The following is a 19,462-nucleotide window of genomic DNA, read 5'->3' as shown; positions in this document are numbered from 1 at the left end:
TATGCGCATTGTCGCCGATTTCCACCGCAATAGGAAAGCAGAATCACCATGCTCGCACTTACGGATGCTGGGCCGACGATGGCCGCGTTCATGGCGGGGGGTGTCGCGCCAGAGATGCAGGGCCCTGCCGCGCCCGGCTTCGTCAGCGCTACCGATTCTGTCGGCTAGGAAATCGGTGGAAGCTTCCAGTCCACCATTTGCCAGGGCAGGCCGTGTTCGTTCAGCATGTCCATGAACGGGTCGGGGTCGAGCTGTTCCATGTTGAAGACGCCCGCGCCTGACCATTTGCCCTGAAGCATCAGCGCCGCGCCGATCATCGCCGGGACACCTGTCGTATAGCTGACGGCCTGGTTGCCGGTCTCGCGATACGCGTCTTCATGATCGCAGACATTATAGATGTAGACGGATTTTTCGGCGCCGTCCCCGGTGCTGCCCGTGATGATGTCGCCGATGCAGGTTTTTCCCTTCGTGGTCGCGCCGAGGCCAGCAGGTTCCGGGAGGACGGCCTTCAGGAACTGCAAAGGCACGATTTCCCTGCCTTCGTACATGATCGGCTCGATTGACGTCATGCCGACATTTTGCAGCACTTCCAAATGGGTGAGATACGCATCGCCGAACGTCATCCAGAAGCGGGCGCGCTCGATTTCCGGAAAGTGCGTGACGAGGCTTTCCAGTTCCTCATGATACATCAGATACATGTTGCGTTCCCCGACCTCTGGAAAGTCGAAAGCGCGCTTTGTGGAAAGGGCGGCGGTTTCCACCCATTTGCCATCCTGAAAATGCCGCGCCGGGGCGGTGACTTCGCGGATGTTGATTTCCGGGTTGAAGTTCGTCGCAAAGGCCTGCCCATGGTCGCCGCCATTGCAGTCGAGAATATCGATGGTGCGAATCTGCGGAATGTGATGCCTGCGGACCCAAGACGCGAAGATGCTGGTGACGCCGGGGTCGAAGCCGGAGCCGAGCACGGCCATCAGCCCGGCTTCCTCGAACCGCTTCTGATAGGCCCATTGATGGCTATATTCGAACTTCGCAGTGTCGAGAGGCTCGTAATTGGCCGTGTCCAGATAGGGCGTGCCGGTCGCAAGGCAGGCCTCCATCAGGTTTAGATCCTGATAGGGCAGAGCGAGGTTCACCAGCAGGTCCGGCTTCACCTGATTGATAAGGGCCGTGGTCGCGGCGACGTCATCGGCGTCAATGCTGTGCGTGTCGACGGTCTGACCGGTGCGTTCCTTGACCGAGGCGGCAATGGCATCGCATTTTGAAACCGTACGGCTGGCCAGCGTCACCTTGCCGAAAATGGCGGGGTTCATTGCCATCTTGTGGACCGCGACTGAGGAAACGCCGCCTGCGCCGATGACAAGGACGTGGCCGGGTGTGGATGGGTTTGTCATGAAATCAGACTTTCGCTTCGTATTGCATCGGGGCGTACGATACCAAAGGTCAGCACGCCTTATTGTGTCTGCCCGAAGATCGGGACAACGTCGCCAGCCTTGAGAGCATCGCTTTCCTCCACATAAAGGCTGGCCATCGGTTCGTCTTCGACTTCGACGGTTTCGCTGTCGCCAAAGCCGTTAAAAGCCGTGCGCATCGCCGCGCCGTAAGCGCCGAGCATGCCGATCTCGATATAATCGCCCGCCTTCACGTCGGCGGGCAGCGGGAATGGACCAGGCATGTGATCAATGTCGTCACAGGTCGGGCCAAAGAAGCTGAACGGCTCGTCGGCATCGGTCGACGGTTCCGCGCGCACCAGCTCCACCGGGAAGCGCCAGTTCACATGGGCGGCGTCGAACAGCGACCCATAAGCGCCGTCATTTATATAGAGCGTGTCGCCCCGGCGCTGCTCGACGCGCACCAGCACGCTGGCATATTCAGCGCACAATGCGCGGCCAGGCTCGCACCAGAGTTCCGCGGAATAGCTGATCGGCATATCCTCATATTCGCGGTCGATCACCTCGAAGAAAGAAGCCAGCGGGGCCGGGTCCATGCCCGGATAGATGCTGGGAAAGCCGCCGCCGACATCGACGACATCAACGGTCACGCCAGCATCGACAATGGCGGTACGGACCAGGCGAATGGCATCGCTATAGGCCTGCGGCGTCATGGCCTGACTGCCGACGTGGAAACAGACGCCGAGGGCGTCCGCGGCCTGGCGGGCGGCCATGAGGAGGGGGCCAACCTCTTCGGCGCGCGCGCCGAACTTGGACGCGAGGCTAAGCTTGGCATGCTCCGACGAGACGCGGACACGCACGCACAGCCACAGATCGTCCGGCGCGCCCGTGGCGCTGATGATCTTGTCGAGCTCTTCCTGACAATCCAGCGAGAATGTCCGCACGCCATGTTCGAAATAGGATTCGGTGATCGCCTCGGCCGCCTTCACCGGGTGCATGAAGCACAGCGTGGCATCCGGAAGAACGGCACGCACCAGCCGCACTTCGTTGATCGACGCGACGTCGTAATGCGTGATGCCGGCATTCCAGAGCGTGCGCAGCAGGTCGGGCGACGGATTCGCCTTCACCGCATACATGCTCTTGCCGGGAAAATTCTCGACAAAATAACGGGCTGCCCGTGCCGCTGCATGCGGGCGGACAAGTGTTACTGGCGAAGTCGGCCGCGTAGCGGCCGCTACACCGAGTGCGTTAGGGTACTTTCGCAAGGCACGGGACCTCCAATGGCGTATGTAAACATGCGCCGCCTTGCCGGAGGTTCGCCCTTGAGGCAGCGTGCGCGATATAGGAAGTTGAACGGGACGCGTAAAGATGCCTGAGACCAGCCCCCCAAGGATCGAGGATGTGCGGGACGCCGCGACGCGCCTTGCCGGACATGCGGTGCAGACACCGCTCCTGAGATCGGATGCGATAGACGCGGCCACAAAGGCGCGCATATTCTTTAAGGCGGAATGCCTTCAGGTCACAGGATCATTCAAGTTTCGCGGCGCTTACAATCGGTTGTCTGCACTTTCTGAGAAGGAGAGGGAAGCAGGAATCGTTGCGTTTTCGTCCGGGAATCACGCGCAGGGTGTGGCGCGCGCCGCCCTGCTGCTGGGAATGCCCGCCGCCATTGTTATGCCGCGCGATGCGCCGCCGCTGAAGGTGGAGCGAACGCGCGCCGACGGCGCCGAAATCATATTTTATGACCGCATCACCGGACCGCGCGAGGAGATTGCCGCCGCGCTTGCCGCAGAGCGCGGCGCGATTCTGGTGCCGTCATTCGACGACCCCCATATCGTCGCCGGGCAGGGAACGGCGGGTCTGGAAAGCGCCGCGCAGCTGGCAGCGTTCGGTCTGGCGGCGGACGCAATCATCGCCTGCTGCGGTGGCGGCGGACTGGCCAGCGGGCTGGCGCTCGCACTGCCCGAAGCCGCGCTGTGGCTGGCCGAACCGGCCGGCTATGATGACGCAGGCGAATCGCTGCGAACCGGCACGATCGTTCCCGTCACGCATGCGGGGCCGACACTTTGCGACGCGCTGCAGACCTTCCGGATCGCGCCTTTGACATATGACATCATGTCGCGCGCCGGTGCGCGGGGCGTCGCGGTCAGCGATGCCGATGTGGCGCAGGCGATGCGAACCGCCTTTACCGAGCTGAAGGTCGTGGTGGAACCTGGCGGGGCCGCCGCGCTGGCGGCGCTGCTGTCCGGCAAGATCGATGTTGAGGGCCAGGTCGTGCTGGCGACATTGTCGGGAGGAAATGTCGACCCTGCCCTGTTCGCGAAGGTGCTGACGTCCTAGCTGACGGCGGACCTGGCGCGCCGTTCGGCATGGCGCGCGGTTTCGCGTTTGCCGTCCGCCGGGACGCTGGCCTTGCCTGAACTGCGCAAAATCGCCTCGAGTTCCTGCGCGACGAAAGCCGATCCTTCACCGAGCCGGCGAAGGTCGTCTGCATAGCGGGAGCAGTCCTTTCCGGGCCGCGCCAGCGTCATGGCGTCATGAAGCGCATCGAGGAGCCCGATCGCCGTTTCGCTTATATAGTCGCAGGCGGTTACACCCTCGACCGTCACGTCTGTCCTGTCACCCATAGCGCAAACCCTCGCCATTCCGGGGAAAGCCTTACGCCGGAGAGCCTTAAGAGGACGTATACGCGCGGGGCCCCTTGTATGACGGAGCGTGATCATGTTTTGCGGAGTCTTGAGTAGCGGCCCGATGGACTTTGGCGGGAAGGCCGTCATTTGCTAGGGGGTTGGCATGAGTGACCCGCACATTCTGGTGATCGACGAGGGGACGACGTCGACGCGCGCCGCCGCCTTCACGCTTGATGGCCGCATTGCGGCCGAGGCGTCGAAGCCCCTGACGCAAAGCTATCCGAAACCAGGCTGGGTCGAACATGACGCCGCCGAGATATGGGCGAACACCATCGCCTGCGCCGAAGCGGTCGCGGCGGCGGTGGGTGTCGAGACGATCGCATGTGCAGGCATCACCAACCAGCGCGAGACGGTGGTGTTCTGGGACAGCGAGACGGGTGAGCCGCTCGCCCCCGCGATCGTCTGGCAGGACCGCAGGACCTCCGACATCTGCGCTGCGCTGAAGGCGTCGGGGCATGAGCCGGAGACGCAGGCCGTGACCGGGCTGCTGCTCGATCCGTATTTTTCCGCAACCAAGATCGCCTGGGCGCTTGAACATCTGGCGGAGGTCCGCACTGCCGCCGGGCAGGGCCGGCTGCGTGTGGGGACCGTGGACTGCTATCTGCGCTACCGATTATCGGGCGGGCAAGTCTTTAAAACGGATGCATCAAATGCGGCGCGCACATTGCTGATGCGGCTTCATGACGTCACATGGGATGCCGGGCAATGCGCGGTCCTGGGTGTCCCGGAGACATTGCTGCCGGCCATAGGGGACTGCGCGGGCACGCTTGGTACAGCGAAGATCGCCGGGCGCCGGATTCCGGTAACCGGAGCGGCGGGCGATCAGCAGGCGGCGGCGGCCGGGCAGGGGTGTTTCGCGCCGGGCAGCGTCAAGGCGACCTATGGCACGGGAGCGTTCCTGATCGCGAATGCGGGAAAGACGCCGCCAAAATCGGAACATCGCCTGCTGTCGACCATGGGCTGGCGCCTGGGCGGTCAGGCGACCTATGCGCTGGAGGGCAGCATTTTCGTGGCGGGCAGCGCGGTGCAATGGCTACGCGACCAGCTTGGCCTGATCGGCAGCGCCGGTGAGACCGAAGCGCTCGCGGCATCGGTGCCCGATAGCGGCGGGGCCATGTTCGTACCCGCCTTCGCCGGTTTGGGCGCGCCGTACTGGCAGCCGGAGGCCCGCGGCGTGATCGCGGGCCTGTCGGGAGGCACGGGGCGCGCGCACATCGTCCGCGCCTGTCTGGAGTCAATGGGAAACCAGACGGCGGACGTGCTGACAGCGATGGCCGCCGACGGCGTGTCACCGGGCGTGGTCAAGGTCGACGGCGGCATGGTGAAAAATGACTGGCTATGTCAGGATCTCGCCGATGCGCTGGGTGTCGAGATAGAGCGGCCGGAGATCATCGAAACCACCGCCATGGGCGCGGCAATGCTCGCGGCGGTCGGTGCCGGCCTCTTCGGCAGCCTCGAGGACGCCGAGGCAGCCATGCGCCGCGTTGACAGGACATTCCGGCCGCGAACCAGCGGTGACGAGCGCGAGGACCGCCGTGCGAACTGGCGGCGCGCCGTCGCGCAGGTGCAAGCGGGCCTGGCGAGCGCGCGATCATGACCGCCGCCCGCCGGCTCGTCCTGCCGGAGACCCTGTGCGTGGCACAGCGTTCGCAGGCGCGCATGGTTGCCGACCTGACGGCCGAGGCGTTTCGGCACGATCCGTTCAACAAGTGGCTGTTCGGTGACTTCCGGGCTATGCGCGCGGCGTTTCGCGCGCTTTCCCAAGCCATTTATACCGGCGCGGGCACAGCGCATTTGCTGACCGATGGCGGCGGTGCGAGCATGTGGCTGCCGCCGGGCGCGGATGACGGACTTGGGGCGATACCGCTTGCAAAACTGCTGGCCGCGATCACCTGGTATGGCGGTCCGGCGGCGGCGCGGCGGGCAAAGCTGGCCGGTGACGTCATGGCGGCACACCATCCCCCTGAAACACATTGGTATTTATTTACGGTCGGTACGTTGCCGGATCGGCGCGGACAGGGGCTGGGAAAGGCGCTGCTGGCCCCGGTTCTGGCGCATTGCGACGCTACGAATATGCCCGTTTATCTTGAGAACAGTAATCCGGCCAATCACGGCTTTTACGCCGCTCATGGGTTCCGCCGCCATGAGCTGATCCACGTCGAAAAGGGCGCGCCGCCGCTGGAAGCCATGTGGCGCGAACCGGCGGCACGGGTGACAAGTTGAGCTGCCTTCATGCGCGGACTGTCGCGGCCGGTCATTCTGGCATATCATCCGCTGCGACGCGTTTCGAACAGACGGCTCTGCGCCCGCAGCTGAGCGCCGCGTTTATCATTCGAGGGACAGTGACATGAGTGGATTTGTGAATATTGCCATGTCCCTGGCAGTGCTGTTTGCCTTCATACTTGCGGCCGGGGGAGCGTTTATCCTGGTCAGGCGGCCACGCGCCGAGCGCACGAAGGGACTGCTCATGCTTGCTGTTGCCGTCGTCACGCTTGGAAATGTCTGGCTGCTGAGCGCGCCACTGACACCCTGATGGAGCCATCCATGCAATGGCGCGTTCAGCCATGAAGGAGCAAAGATATGAAAACGCCAGCAAAAGACGGAATGGACCCCGCCGCCCTCAAAAAGACGATCGCCGGTGAAGGCGAACTGATCCCCGAGCGGCAGTTAAACGAAGATCTGGCCGTTACCGGAACACCGCCAAAGACGCCGCGCGGCGAGCAGGGCAGGGCCTGAGCCGCGTCATTGCGGCCTTACCCTTTCAAGTGAGGGCTAGGAAATATCGCCGGAACCGCGCATGTTTTCGAACATGACCGACGTCAACCCACTCACATCGCCTGACAATGCCAATAATCCTGCGAAGCCTGCCGCCACCCTGATACTCGTGCGCGAAACGGTCAGCGGGCCGCCGGAAATCTTCATGCAGCGGCGTGCCAAGACAATGGGCTTTGCCGCTGGAATGATGGTCTTTCCTGGCGGGAAAGTGGATGCCGGTGACCATGCGCTGGCGAAAAGCGCCGGACTGTCCCCGGCGCTTGACGAAGATGACGCAGCGGCGCGCGTTGCCGCCATTCGGGAGAGTTTTGAAGAGGCGGGCGTTCTTCTGACCGACGGACCCGAAATCGACGAGGCCGTGCTGGCCGCGGCAGCGCCGGCGATCGCCGCGCGCGAACTGGCGTTCAGCGATTTTCTCGCAGCATATGAACAGCGCATCGACCCCGGGATCATGACGCCATGGTCAAGATGGTGCCCGTCCGCCCTTATGAAAAATAAGCGATATGATACAAGGTTCTATCTTGCAAAAGTCGGAAAACATCTGAAGGCGGGGCATGATGGCAATGAAGCGGTCACGTCGCTATGGACAACGGCCGAGGACGCGCTTGGCAATGCGGCGCGGGGCAACGGCAAGGTTATTTTTCCGACGCAGCGGAATCTGGAGCGGCTGGCGCAGTTCAGCCATGTTGACGATCTGTTCGCACATGCGCTGGCCTTTGAACCGCGCCTGATCGCCCCGGAAGTGCGGGATATTGATGGCCGTCCGCACCTCACCATTCCGGACGACCTTGGCTATCCGGTCACGGCGGAGCCGCTTGGCATGGCGGTACGCGGCTAGGGCGCCGCGCGCTGCCCGTCCGCTGCGCCGATATCGCCGTCTTCAATCAGCCTGTTGGCCCGGCTGGCGACGAATGCGCGAACGGCTTCCGCATCCTCTGGCGAGAACCATTTCGCGAAGCTGATCATGCCCTGATCCTTCAGCGCGCCGCCGATCAGCACCTCCTGCCAGAGTTCGCGCGTTTCCAGCCAGCCCGAGCGGCGAAGGTCGGGAAGCACGCCTGAGGAGCGCGCCGCGGCGCCGTGACAGACGCCGCAATTCGATTCGTACAATCGGTTGCCATGCGCAAGCTGGTCCTCGGTCCAGAAAGCCTCGACCTGTACCGGGTCCCCATATTCCAGCGACGCGACGTCATAGGGAATGGCAGCGCCAAGCCGGAACACCAGCAGGCGGCCGTTGATCTGCGGTTTCGGATTGTCCTCATAGGCCGTGGTCAGGGGATAGGCGCCGCCATAACCGGCCATGACGGCGACATATTGCTCCCCATCGATTTCGTAGCTGACGGGCGCGGCTATGATGCCGGTACCGGCGGCGAAGCTCCACAATTCCTCACCATTTTCCGCGTCATAGGCCTTGAAATCGCCCTTCGCCGTTCCCTGAAAAACGAGGCCGCCCTGCGTCGCGAGCACGCCGCCATTCCAGGGACCGTCATGCTGGACGCGCCACCTCTCTGTTTGCGTCACGGGATCCCACGCGGCCAGATGGCCCTTGAGAAGGGCTTTCAGCGCCTTGAATTCGCCCCTCGTTTCCGGGACGGGATTGGCGAGATAGTCGACGCCAATATTCCACGCCCCCGGTCGCGATTCAAAATTGGCATCGTCGACATAAGCATAAGGCACATCCTGCGCTGGAATATAGACCAGCCGTTCGTCCGGACTATATGCCATCGGATGCCAGTTGTGCGCGCCAAGTGCCGATGGCATCGAAAGAAATGTGCCATCCGTAAATCGCGCATTCTCGGCCTCGATCGGTCGTCCGGTGGCCATGTCGATGCCCGTCGTCCAGGTCTGGGGAACGAAACCCTCAGCGGAAATCAATTCTCCATTGCCGCGGTCGATGACATAAAAATAACCGTTTTTCGGTGCCTGCATCATCACCTTGCGCGCGATACCATCAATAGGCAGGTCAGCCAGAATGATGGGCTGCGTCTGCGTGAAGTCCCATGTTTCCCCAGGCGTGCCCTGATAGTGCCATTTATAGGTGCCGGTATCGGCATCGAGCGCAACCACGGACGACACGAAAAGATTGTCACCCTCACCGTCCGAGCGAAGCTTGTGATTCCACGGCGCGCCATTGCCGACGCCGATGAGAATTTGATCGAAATCCCTATCGTAAACGATTGCATCCCATACAGTTCCGCCGCCGCCATGTTCCGACCAGTCGCCGTTCCAGGTGGCTTTGGCGAGGTCGATCGTGCTGTCACTCGCCGCGCCATCCGGGCCTGCATCCGGACCGGGCGGGACCGTGTAGAAACGCCAGTCGAGCGCGCCTGTCTCGGCGTCGTAAGCGCTGACATAGCCGCGCACACCATATTCGGCGCCGCCATTGCCGATCAGCACGCGGCCCTTCGCCGCGCGCGGCGCGCCCGTGATCGTATAGGGTTTCGACTGGTCGACCGTGACCTTTTCCCAGGCGAGTTTGCCGGTCTGCGCATCAATGGCGATCAGGCGGCCGTCGATGGTGCCCGAATAGACGCGGCCGCCGTAAATGGCGACACCGCGGTTGACGACGTCGCAGCAGGCATTGAAACCGGCTTCGCGCGGTACTTCGGGGTCGTAGGACCAGAGGAGTTCGCCGGTCTTCGCGTTGAACGCGAACACCTTCGACCATGCGGAGGTTGTATAAAGGACGCCGTCAACGATCAGCGGCGTCGCCTCCTGACCGCGATTGGTGTCGAATTCGTACATCCATGCGAGCCCAAGCTTATCGACGTTCGTCCGGTCTATTCCGGTAAGCCGTGCGAAGCGCTGCTCTTCATAGGTGCCGCCATGGGTTAGCCAGCTACCCGGCTCGGCGGCGGCGTTCAGAAGGCGTTCGTCGGTGACGTCGGCGGCGGGCCGGTTTTCAGGCGCCCGGTCCTCGGGCGCGCAGGCCGACATGATGGCCAGAGCGCCGATTGCCGCGCCGATCGCGATATACCGCATATGTCCTCCCCAGAACGTTCGGCACGACCTTAAGAGAGGTTGGCCCCAGCGGAAAGTGCGGCAGTTTTGCTAGGGTCGGCAGGTCAGGCTTCGCCCGCAGTGTCGATAAGAGCGGATTTGAGAGCCTGTGCCGGCGACTTGTCCCCCCACAGAACGAACTGGAACACCGGATAATAGCGCTCGCACTCGTCAATTGCGGCTTCCACCAGCGTCTCGGTCTGCGCCAGTGAAATGCCGCCCTCGCCGTCACCTTCTTCCAGAAGCGCGCCGTGGCGGCAGGCGAGCGTGCCGTCAGACGACCACATTTCGAAATGCCCGAGCCACATCTGCTCGTTGATCAACGACAGCGTCTCGTACAGAATCCCGCGTTTCTCCTGCGGCACGCGAATATCGGGGAAGGCGATCAACTGGAGAACGCGTTCCTCTTCGCGCCATAGCGCCCGCAGCTGATATGTCGTCCAGCTGCCTTCGACCTTCGCCACGATCTCATCGTCGCCAAGACGTTCAAAGCCCCAGCCATGCGCCTCGAAATAATGCGCGAGCATGTCGAGGGGCGGCGCCGCCGATTCCAGTTCGGCATATTCGATATCGATCATGTTTGGCGGAACCTGTGACTATTCTTGATGCGCGAAGCCTGCACGGGATCACCGAGTCCGCGCAAGGGGCCAATGTCGCATTTCCTGTGGATAAACCACGCCGCGAGGCACAACATCTTGTGACCCGGCCATGGGAGCTATGTCTGCCGACCTGCCTCAAGCGCCTCGATCCGCGCACGAAGGTCATCGGCTTCGGCGCGCGCATTGGCCGCCATTTCCTTAACGGCTTCAAACTCTTCACGCGACACCATGTCCATGCCGCCGACCATTTCCTGCAGGCGTTCCTTCAGCCGCGATTCCATTTCGCGGCCCATTCCGGCGACGGTCCCCGCTGCGCCCGTCGCCAGCCGGGAAATATCGTCGAGAAATTTGTTCTGGCTCTGCATGCTACCGGTATCCTTTGCTTGTCAGTGAGAAGATAGGGGGTCAGCCGTTCAACTGCCAGATGCGCAGGTTCAGGATCGCCGCGAACGCAATCCATATCAGATAGGGAACCATCAGCCACGCCGCCAGACGGCGCACCGCGGCCATGCGGATGGTTGCGATGATGGCGGCGATATTGAGCGCCGCGATGACGCCGAGGCCGATATCCACGCGCTGCATGCCGAAAAACACCGGGCTCCAGAGCAAATTCAGCGCCAGCTGCAGAATGTACCAGAACCGCGCCCGGTTGAAGCTCGCTTTCCAGATCAGGCCGCCGGCCGCGCCGATGAGAATGTAGAGGATGGGCCATACGACGCCGAACAGCCATGATGGGGGATTGAGGTCGGGCTTGACGAGCGACAGGTACCACTCCCCCGTACCTCCCGGTAGCAGCAGCCTGTTGACGCCAAGTCCGAGGACCGCGACGATCAGGACGCCGATGAGCGCGGCACGGCGGTCACGAGAACGGTCAGTCATGCAGAAGATCTCCGGCAGCCAGCTTCGCGGCTTTTGCAAAAAGGGTTGGCAGACCGGCATTAACGATGTCGGCAACCGGGTGCCAGTCACCGGACGGTCGCGGCATCGCGGAGATATCCGCGGTCATGATTGTCAGCTCCAGACGAAAATGCGTGAAGACATGGACGACCGGCTTCGACACCGCTTTCCATTCCGTTTCGAAGGGCGGTGCGGGGATCGGCTCGCGATCCGCCACAAACGGTGTCGCGGGAAGCGCCCGCATGCCGCCCAGCAATCCCCTGTCCGGTCTGCGCACCAGGAGGACATCCTCCCCGTGCGTCAGCCAATAGGCAATGCCCCTGCGCTCCGGTTTGGCCGCCTTGGAAAGTTTCCTGGGAAGCCGCTCGGGCGCGTTCCCGGTGGCGGCGCAGAACTGCCGGACGGGGCAGGCGAGGCAGGCGGCCGCCTTTGGCCGGCAGATCGTGGCGCCCAGGTCCATCAGCGCCTGCGCATGGTCGCCGGGCCGCCGCCTGGGTGTCAGGTCGGCGGCGCGCGCCTTCATCTCGGTCTTCGCCGCGGGCAGGGGGGTCTCGATCGCGAACAGGCGCGCCATGACCCGCTCGATATTGCCATCAACCACGACTGACGGGCGGCCAAAGGCGATGCTTGCAATGGCCGCTGCGGTATAAGGGCCGATGCCGGGCAGTTCGAGCAGTTCCGCCTCGGTACCCGGAAACGCGCCGCGCCCTGAAACGGCGCGGGCGCAGGCGATCAGATTGCGGGCGCGGGCATAATAGCCAAGACCTGCCCAGGCGGCGAGGACGTCTTCATCCCGGGCGGCGGCGAGATGATGCACGGTGGGCCAGCGCGAAACGAAGGTTTCGAAGTAGGATTTCACCGTCTGCACCACGGTCTGCTGCAACATGATCTCTGACAGCCAGACCCGGTAAGGGTCGGGGGTCCGCGCCGAACCGGGCGGGACGCGCCAGGGCAGGGCGCGGGCGTGGATGTCATACCAGTCGAGAAGAGCGCTTTGAAATGCGGTCGCGGCTATGGTGCTCATGAGCGGCTTCTGGCAGTGAAGACCCTTGATGAGCAAGCGCGGCAAACCACCCCATGACCTTCCGGGATATAAACGGATTGGCTTCGCCCGCTCCGTGGCAGAGCTGGTCCCGCGCGTGGGCCGGAAGAGCTTTCGCAAATTTGGTTTCGTCGAATCCGCCATCGTCGCGCGCTGGGCCGAAATTGTGGGACAGGAGGTTTCGCGGCGCTCAACACCCGACTCGATCAGGTTCCCGCAGGGCAAACGATCCGGCGGCACACTGAATCTGTCCGTGCACGGCGCGCATGCGCTTGCGCTTCAGCATGAAGCACCCATTATCATCGAACGCGTCAACCGCTATTTCGGATATGCGGCTGTGACGCGGATGGCGATCCGGCAGGGCGAACCCGTGCCCGCCCGGCCTGTCTCCAGGCGCAGGGACACCGCACAGCCGGTGTCATCGGCAGTGAAAGACGAGCTGAAAGTGGTGAGGGACGACGATCTGCGGAATGCGCTGGAGTCGCTGGCGTCGCAGATCGGAAGCACCAAGGGGCCGCCGAAAATCGGCTAGCGCTGCGTGCGGATGCGCGTCGCTATCTCTTCCAGCTGACAAAGGACTTTTCGCGCGTCTCGGTATTCAGCGAGGCGGCGACAGGCTTGCCGTGCTTGTCGAGCTCGATACGGCGTTCGAACTGAATGCCGTAGCGGTTGTCGGATGCCCAGCGCACGATCGAACGAATGGGCGTCATACCGCTGAATTCCAGCCAGACTTCCTCGTCTTTCTCAAATTCAACATCGCTCTGGATCATCGCGCCCGATTCAGACACGTCCCGGATGATGACCTTACGTTCAAAGCTACCCGACCGCACGACGCCGGCACGCAAGATCTTTGCGCGTGCATCTCGCTTCACAACCTCACTTACAATTGTCATCAGCAGTACCTGTCGAAACAGCTCATCCCTATTGTTAACCTGCTAGGGTTAACCGGAAGTTTCCAGGTGCGCCGCGTCCGGGCTTTCCGGTCCTGAACGGGCCGGGGCAACGGCCCGCGCGACGAGCAGATACATGACCGGTGTGACAATGCGGCTGAGAATCGTCGATGAAATGAGGCCGCCGATGATGACCCAGGCGAGCGGCGCGTAAAGCGCCGTACCGCTAAGGGCGAGGGGCAACAGGCCGCCGACCGCCGTCACCGACGTCAGGAGCACGGGCAGGAAGCGAATCTCGCCAGCCTGTTCCACCGCCTCTCGCAAGGGAAGGCCGCGATCACGCAGCTGGCGCGTGAAATCGACCAGCAGGATGGAATTCTTGATTTCGATCCCGACCATCGCAACGAAGCCGATGACGCCCGTGAAACTGATCGGAAAGCCGGTGATGAAGAGCGCGATGATGCCGCCGAACATGCCGAGCGGAACGACACCGGCGACGACAATGGTCTCCCGGAAATTCCCGAATTCGGCGATCAGCACAGCGAGCATGCCAAGCATCGCAAAAGCGATGATGGGGCCAAGACCGCCGAAACTTTCCTCGGTGGCCTGAATGACCCCGCCCGGCACGATCTGATACCCGGCGGGTAGCTCCATCTGCTGCAGTTCCTCGAACAACTCGCCCATGACGCGGTTTTCATTGTAACCGGTGCGCACGAAAGCGGTGATGCTGTTCGTACGCTCCTGCTGGTAGCGGTCGACGCGGGGCGGGACGCTTTCCAGATAGGGCGTTGCGACCTGGCCAAGGGGAACGCTGCCGCCTGCCGTCGTTGGCAGATAAATGTCATCGAGCGCAGAAACCATCCGGCGTTCGTCCATCGGCAGGCGGACGACGACCGGGTAGGGATCGCCCTCGCTGTCGCGAAAGGTGCCGGCGCGTTCGCCAACGAGGGCCAGGCGGATGACGCGGCGAGGCGAGCCGGGCGCCACGCCGAGCAGGGCGGCCTTGGGCGCGTCGAGGCCGATGTTGAGGTCGGTCCGCTCGACCTTCAAGGGGTTATTGATGTCGCGGATCGCGGGATTGGCCCGCAATTTGCCTTCAACCTGTCCGGAAATACGCTTGATAATATCGAGGTCAGGGCCGACGACGAAGAATTCGACAGGCGCTTCGACGGGAACGCCGTTCGTAAAGGTGCGGACGTTGATTTCCGCCTCTGGATAATCAGCGAATTTCGTACGAAGCCTCTCGATGAGGGCAGGGGTTTCATCGGCGTCCCATTCCTTTTGAACAACCAGGACATTGCCTTCCCGCGTACGTTCGAAATTGGTGAAGACATTGTAGAAAACCTGCGGGCCGCCGGCACCCGCATTGTCGACGCGGGTACGAATGCCGTCTTCTTTCGCGATCTCCTCGGAAATGTGTCTGACAATGCGGTCGGTACCGGCGACGCTGGTGCCTTCGGGCGCGCGGATTTCGACGAGAAAATGCGGCACGTCGGCGTCCGGGAACAGGGCGAAGCCGATCTGCGGAATGAGCGCGAACGCCGCGAGGCAAATGGCCATGGTGGCGACGAACCAGCGGCGTGGATGGTCGAGTGCGCGGTGTAGAATGGGCCGGTAGACCTTGTGAATGCCGCGCGACACGAACCGCATGATGGCATTGCCCTCTGGATCGTCATCGCGTTTCAGAACCCGGCTGGCGATGAAGGGAATGATCGTCAGGGAGATGATCAGCGACGCACTGACCGTGAACAGGGTTGCCAGCGGCAATGTGCGCGTGAAGACGCCCGCGCCGCCCGGCAGGAAGATGAGCGGCAGAAACGCGAAGATGAGGACGAACGTCGATCCGAAGACGGCCGCGGCGATCTCTCTGGTGCCATCGAGAGCGGCGGTCAGGCGCGCTTTCCCCATACGGAGATGGCGCGAGATATTCTCGGTGACCACGATCGAATCGTCGACCAGCAGACCGAGCGAGAGGATGAAACCGGCGATGCTGAGCTGGTTCAGCGAGTGGCCAATGAGCCACATGCAGAAGAGACCAGTGGCAAGACTGAGCGGAATGGAGACCATGACGATGCCGGACGCGCGCGGCCCCAATGGCAGCAGCGTGATGAGGACGAGACTGAGGGCGATGCCGAAATCGCGCAGCAGCATGCCCATGCGGTCGTTGATCTCTTCGGTCTGGTCATAAGCCTTTTCCAGACGCATGTCGGGGGGCAAGGCCGCGCGAAAACCCTCAATCGCCTCTTCCAGACCAGCCTGCACGGTCAGGCCGTTGACATTGTTTTTCTGCTGCGCGGCAACGATGACCGCGCGTTCGTCATTATAGCGGACGATGTGCAGACGCTCATCGGTGGCCCAGCTGACGTCGGCGACGTCAGCGATCGTCACGACAGCGCCGCCCTCGGCGCGCAGGGGGACAGCGCCCACCTCGTCGAGGCCGCGATAGGCACCGCCCGCATCCACATTCAGCCGCTGTTCGCCCGAATGCACGATGCCAGCAGGCAGGTCGACGCCGCCCTGCGAAATGGCGCCTGCGACCGCGGTCGAGGGGATGCGATATTCAGACAGACGGGCCGCATCGATGGCCACCCGTACCTCTGGGTCGGCGACGCCGAACACGTCCGCCTGCCGCACGCCTTCGACACGCAGCATAAGCTCCTGCAGGTCCTCGGCATATTTCTGCATGCGCTTCCATGACGCCGTTTCGGAGACAAGCGCATATTGCATGAGAACAGATTGAGTCGTGCGCGCCTGGCGATATTCTATATCGGCAAGCCCCTCCGGCAGCCGGTCGCGGATCGCTGACACTTCCCGAATGACGTCATTATATTTCTCATCGGAATCAACGCCCCATGAGAATTCCACCTGGATCGTCGCCAGCCCGTCAGCCGAATTTGACGACACCTCCACAACATCATCCAGCTGGATCAGCGCCTGTTCGATTGGTTTTGCGACCGTCTGTTCCATGTCGGTGGCATCTGCACCCGGCTGGCTTGCAATGACGATGATGAAGGGAATGTCGAAATGAGGGTCGACCGTCCGCGGAATCGTGAACAGCGCGCTCATCCCGAGAAAAGCGAAAAGCGATGCGATGATGAGCGTCAACTGCCAGCGGCGAACTGCAAAGCCGGTCATTAGTTCGCCCGCACTTTCATATCCTGTTGCAGGTCATCGAGGCCGGCGGTGACCACAAATTCTCCAGTCTCCAGCCCCGACAGCACACGAACGCCGTCATTGGAGAGCGGGCCGGGCACGATGGAGCGGGTGACGACGGTCTGGGTCGCGGCATCATATACCCAGACGAGCGCCTCGCCAGCGCGGGCGGCGAAGATCGCGCCCGGCGGAATCGTCACGGCGCGGCTGCTCTCCTGCGTGGAAAGGCGGACACGTCCGACCTGACCGGAACGAAGTCCCGCATGATCGCCCAGCCTGAACTCGGCGTCGAATGTTCCTGTCGTGCCATCGGCTCGGCCGGACAGCTCGACCAGTTCCGCCCTGATGGACGTATCGCCAAGAGCCGGAATGCTCACCGACGCGGTCTCACCGATCCGCCGGTCGGCGGCCAGCCGGTCGGTCAGCGGTGCGACAAGAACATAGCCCCGCGCCTCACTGCCGAACAGCAGCACAGGTGCGCCGCCCGCGACGGTCTGTCCAGGTTCGGCCCTGCGGTCGAGAATGACACCATCCGCAGGTGCCAGGATTTTCGCGGTCCTGGCCGCAAAGCCCGAAGATTGCACCCGCGCATCGGCCGCCTGGACAGCGGCAACCGCCTCATCAAGGCGGGCCTGCGTGACCCAGCCATCGGCGAACAGCTTTCGGCTGCGTTCGAGACTACGCGATGCCCGGCGCTGTTCCGCGCGTGCGGCGGACACGTCGGCGGAAACAGTCGTCATGTCGAGCTGTGCGAGGAGCTGTCCCTTGCTGACGCGGTCCCCGCTTCGCACGGTGAGCGACTTTATGCGGCCGCTCGTCGTAAAGGCGAGGTCCGCCTCGTCGGCGAGGCGGACCGTACCCACAACCTCGGTCGTCGCACGAAATGCGGCATTGCCGACCTCCGCGACCTTGATGACTGGCGGCGGGAGGGCAATTGCCGCGTTCTCGTCTTCGGACGCATCGCCGCTACAGGCGGCGAGTAGCAGAAGACCTGCAAGAGATGCACGCATGAACCATCTTTCAAGTTTCACTCAAAAGTGGTCTTACCCGCTAAAAGGGGAGGAAGGAAAGATACAATGTTGCGACAATGAGTATCAGCAGCGACAGCGGCGCGCCCATGCGGGCATAGTCGCTGAAGAGATATCCGCCCGGCCGCATGACCAGCAGATTGTTCTGATGACCAATGGGCGTCAGGAATGCCGCCGATGCGCCGACAAGCACCATCAGCAGGGCTTCATCTGAATCAAATCCCTGGATTTCCGCGATCTGATAGGCGAGCGGACCCATGATGATCGCCGTCGCCACATTGTTGAGAATCGCCGACAGCAGCAGTGTGATTCCGCCCAGAGTGAACAGCGACACCCACACAGGAGCGCCGTCGAGGACCACGCTCAGCCAGGCCGACACTTCCGATGCCGCGCCCGTCGTCTCAAAACTCTGACCCACGGGGATCATCGCCGCCAGCAGCACCATGACGGGCCAGTCGACGCTCCGGTAAATCTCCTCGGCGGGCATCAGCTTGAGCGCCGGTATGGCGGCAGCGGCGGCCACGAACGCAATGGCGGGCAGAACGTCGAAAAACGCCGTTGCGATGATCGAGGCTATGAAAATGGCAAGGATCATGCCCGCACGGCGGAAATCGACATCCTGCAAATCATGGCGGCCAATCTCCAGCAGGCGGGCATTGGGAATGAATTCCGCAATGGCGGTCGCGGACCCGTGGATGAACAGTTGATCGCCCGGTTTGATCTCCATGGTGCGCAGCGGCTGGCGCGCACGGGCCGCGCGCGGGCCGGCCGCAACGATGGAAAGCCGCCCTTCGGTCTGGCTGGCAACGGCGTCATAGGCACGGCCGATCAGAAAGCTGCCATGCGCGACGGCGGTGCGGACGGTGACGGCGTCCGGACTATCGTCGCGGCGGTGCACGGCGGTGTAGCCACTCTCTTCGGCCAGTGTCCACGGGTTCTGGCGCGACAGGACGACGATGCGCCGACCCGGGCTTGCACCCTGACCCGATCTCCAGCGGCGTTCGCCGGGTTCGTAGACCTTCAGCAGTCGGGCGCCCGCCTGCCGCAGGGTTTCACGCAGCCCGGCGGTTCCCGCGGAGCTTTCCGGCACGATCAGTTCGAAAACCCGCCACGGATTATCCACCCCGCGGACCGCGGCGCGGCGCTCGGGCAGCAGACGGAAGCCGATGACCGCCATGTAGATCAGGCCGACGATCGTGACCGAAACCCCGATGCCCGACATGTCGAAAAAGCCGAATCCCTCGCCAACATGATCGCGCCGGATGGACGACAGGATCAGGTTCGGCGGCGTCCCGATTAGCGTCGTCATGCCGCCAAGGATCGTCGCGAAGGCCAGCGGCATCAGTGCCGCCGTGGGTGAACGCTTCGCATCGATGGCGAGCTTCGACGCGACGGGCATCGCAATGACCAGCGCGGCGATATTGTTCATGAACGCGCTGAGGAGGGCGCCAATGACCATGACGATCATCAACTGCACTTCGAACGGCGCCCGGCTTTTTGTCAGCCGGCCGGTGAAGACCGACGCGATACCGGAAAGTTCGATCGCGCGGCCAATCACAAGAACGGCACCGACGGTGATCACGGCGGGATCGGCAAATCCCGACAGCGCCTGACGCGGCGCAACGATGCCGACAAGAACGCACAGGATCAGCGCAATCAGGGCGATGAGATCATGACGCATCCTGTCACTGACGAACAGGACCAGCGCGACCATCAGGACGGCCGCACTCAGCAGCGCCGGATCTAAACCCATCATGCTGGAAACCTTACACGTAAAATAGGCCGTCCCCGCTCGCCGAATGAAACGTCTATAAGGGCAAGCCCTGCCAAGGCCCAAGCGGTTTCGTCCGGCGCTGTCCCACTTGCGCTGCGATCCCGGCGCCCCACATTGGCGCGAAGTCATTCACCTCCTGTTGAGATAGATGCGATAAAAACGTCACATTGACGGTTCTTTTCGGGGTGTTCATCATTGCCCCGCTATGACACAGCTATAGGGTAGC

Annotated in this window: 19 protein-coding genes; 7 read left to right on the top strand and 12 right to left on the bottom strand. The window is 62.7% G+C overall.

From position 1 onward, the window contains the following. Positions 1–164: 164 nt before the first annotated feature. Both KCG44_RS08015 and KCG44_RS08010 read right to left on the bottom strand, forming a co-directional pair. On the bottom strand, positions 165–1,391 hold the full coding sequence (locus KCG44_RS08015) for a saccharopine dehydrogenase family protein (RefSeq protein WP_218445448.1): 1,227 nt from the start codon (positions 1,389–1,391) through the stop codon (positions 165–167). A gap of 59 nt (positions 1,392–1,450) precedes the next feature. After that, positions 1,451–2,653 (bottom strand): type III PLP-dependent enzyme domain-containing protein, encoded by a 1,203-nt coding sequence (locus KCG44_RS08010; RefSeq protein ID WP_218445447.1) that lies wholly within the window; start codon positions 2,651–2,653, stop codon positions 1,451–1,453. A 103-nt stretch (positions 2,654–2,756) separates the two neighbouring features. Between KCG44_RS08010 and KCG44_RS08005 the strand changes: the two genes are divergently transcribed. Continuing rightward, positions 2,757–3,728 carry a threonine ammonia-lyase gene (locus KCG44_RS08005; RefSeq protein ID WP_218445444.1) on the top strand — a complete coding sequence of 324 codons (972 nt, stop codon included), beginning with the start codon at positions 2,757–2,759 and terminating at the stop codon, positions 3,726–3,728. Here the strand turns inward: KCG44_RS08005 and KCG44_RS08000 are convergent. Continuing rightward, positions 3,725–4,015, bottom strand: coding sequence for a hypothetical protein (locus KCG44_RS08000; RefSeq protein ID WP_218445442.1), 291 nt, complete (start codon positions 4,013–4,015; stop codon positions 3,725–3,727). The two genes, KCG44_RS08005 and KCG44_RS08000, sit on opposite strands and share 4 nt — an antisense overlap. Before the next feature lie 166 nt (positions 4,016–4,181). On the opposite strand from KCG44_RS08000, the gene glpK reads away from it, so the two are divergent. The 5 genes from glpK (at position 4,182) to KCG44_RS07975 (ending at position 7,691) form a co-directional block, all read left to right on the top strand. Continuing rightward, positions 4,182–5,675, top strand: a complete 1,494-nt coding sequence (gene glpK / locus KCG44_RS07995; protein ID WP_218445440.1) for a glycerol kinase GlpK — start codon at positions 4,182–4,184, stop codon at positions 5,673–5,675. Beyond that, complete coding sequence (locus tag KCG44_RS07990; protein ID WP_218445438.1) at positions 5,672–6,301, top strand: GNAT family N-acetyltransferase; 630 nt, start codon at positions 5,672–5,674, stop codon at positions 6,299–6,301. Before glpK ends, KCG44_RS07990 begins: the two co-directional genes overlap by 4 nt. Before the next feature lie 124 nt (positions 6,302–6,425). Next, positions 6,426–6,611 carry a hypothetical protein gene (locus KCG44_RS07985; RefSeq protein ID WP_218445436.1) on the top strand — a complete coding sequence of 62 codons (186 nt, stop codon included), beginning with the start codon at positions 6,426–6,428 and terminating at the stop codon, positions 6,609–6,611. Positions 6,612–6,658: 47 nt separating this feature from the next. Next, on the top strand, positions 6,659–6,814 hold the full coding sequence (locus tag KCG44_RS07980; protein ID WP_218445434.1) for a hypothetical protein: 156 nt from the start codon (positions 6,659–6,661) through the stop codon (positions 6,812–6,814). 73 nt (positions 6,815–6,887) lie between these two features. After that, positions 6,888–7,691 carry an NUDIX hydrolase gene (locus tag KCG44_RS07975; RefSeq protein ID WP_218445432.1) on the top strand — a complete coding sequence of 268 codons (804 nt, stop codon included), beginning with the start codon at positions 6,888–6,890 and terminating at the stop codon, positions 7,689–7,691. Here the strand turns inward: KCG44_RS07975 and KCG44_RS07970 are convergent. From KCG44_RS07970 to KCG44_RS07950, 5 genes are all read right to left on the bottom strand, one after another. Continuing rightward, the gene (locus KCG44_RS07970; RefSeq protein WP_218445430.1) at positions 7,688–9,835 is read right to left on the bottom strand and encodes a PQQ-dependent dehydrogenase, methanol/ethanol family; all 2,148 of its coding nucleotides are present in this window, start codon (positions 9,833–9,835) and stop codon (positions 7,688–7,690) included. The genes KCG44_RS07975 and KCG44_RS07970 overlap by 4 nt on opposite strands. Positions 9,836–9,918: 83 nt before the next feature. Then, a complete protein-coding gene (locus tag KCG44_RS07965) occupies positions 9,919–10,431 on the bottom strand; it encodes a type III secretion system chaperone family protein (RefSeq protein ID WP_218445428.1) in 513 nt (170 codons plus the stop codon). A 137-nt stretch (positions 10,432–10,568) separates the two neighbouring features. Beyond that, positions 10,569–10,817 carry an accessory factor UbiK family protein gene (locus KCG44_RS07960; RefSeq protein ID WP_218445426.1) on the bottom strand — a complete coding sequence of 83 codons (249 nt, stop codon included), beginning with the start codon at positions 10,815–10,817 and terminating at the stop codon, positions 10,569–10,571. Between the two features lie 40 nt (positions 10,818–10,857). Continuing rightward, positions 10,858–11,331: a TspO/MBR family protein gene (locus KCG44_RS07955; RefSeq protein WP_218445424.1), complete on the bottom strand. Its 474-nt coding sequence runs from the start codon at positions 11,329–11,331 to the stop codon at positions 10,858–10,860. Further along, on the bottom strand, positions 11,324–12,373 hold the full coding sequence (locus KCG44_RS07950) for an A/G-specific adenine glycosylase (RefSeq protein WP_218445422.1): 1,050 nt from the start codon (positions 12,371–12,373) through the stop codon (positions 11,324–11,326). The genes KCG44_RS07955 and KCG44_RS07950 overlap by 8 nt, the downstream gene beginning before the upstream one ends. 28 nt (positions 12,374–12,401) lie before the next feature. On the opposite strand from KCG44_RS07950, the gene KCG44_RS07945 reads away from it, so the two are divergent. After that, positions 12,402–12,923, top strand: coding sequence for a DUF721 domain-containing protein (locus KCG44_RS07945; protein ID WP_218445420.1), 522 nt, complete (start codon positions 12,402–12,404; stop codon positions 12,921–12,923). A 22-nt stretch (positions 12,924–12,945) separates the two neighbouring features. On the opposite strand, the gene KCG44_RS07940 is transcribed toward KCG44_RS07945, so the two are convergent. The 4 genes from KCG44_RS07940 to KCG44_RS07925 are packed head-to-tail and all read right to left on the bottom strand — an operon-like array spanning position 12,946 to position 19,218. Continuing rightward, a complete protein-coding gene (locus KCG44_RS07940) occupies positions 12,946–13,284 on the bottom strand; it encodes a PilZ domain-containing protein (RefSeq protein WP_218445417.1) in 339 nt (112 codons plus the stop codon). A gap of 48 nt (positions 13,285–13,332) precedes the next feature. Then, entirely contained in the window at positions 13,333–16,416 is a 3,084-nt protein-coding gene (locus KCG44_RS07935) for an efflux RND transporter permease subunit (protein ID WP_218445415.1), read from the bottom strand. After that, the gene (locus tag KCG44_RS07930; protein ID WP_218445413.1) at positions 16,416–17,444 is read right to left on the bottom strand and encodes an efflux RND transporter periplasmic adaptor subunit; all 1,029 of its coding nucleotides are present in this window, start codon (positions 17,442–17,444) and stop codon (positions 16,416–16,418) included. The genes KCG44_RS07935 and KCG44_RS07930 overlap by 1 nt, the downstream gene beginning before the upstream one ends. 40 nt (positions 17,445–17,484) lie before the next feature. Next, positions 17,485–19,218 carry an SLC13 family permease gene (locus KCG44_RS07925; protein ID WP_255536397.1) on the bottom strand — a complete coding sequence of 578 codons (1,734 nt, stop codon included), beginning with the start codon at positions 19,216–19,218 and terminating at the stop codon, positions 17,485–17,487. Between the last annotated feature and the right edge of the window lie 244 nt (positions 19,219–19,462).

The sequence above is a fragment of the Pacificimonas pallii genome (genome assembly GCF_019204005.1).
GTDB lineage: Bacteria > Pseudomonadota > Alphaproteobacteria > Sphingomonadales > Sphingomonadaceae > Pacificimonas > Pacificimonas pallii.
This window is presented reverse-complemented; position numbering and strand designations above follow the sequence as displayed.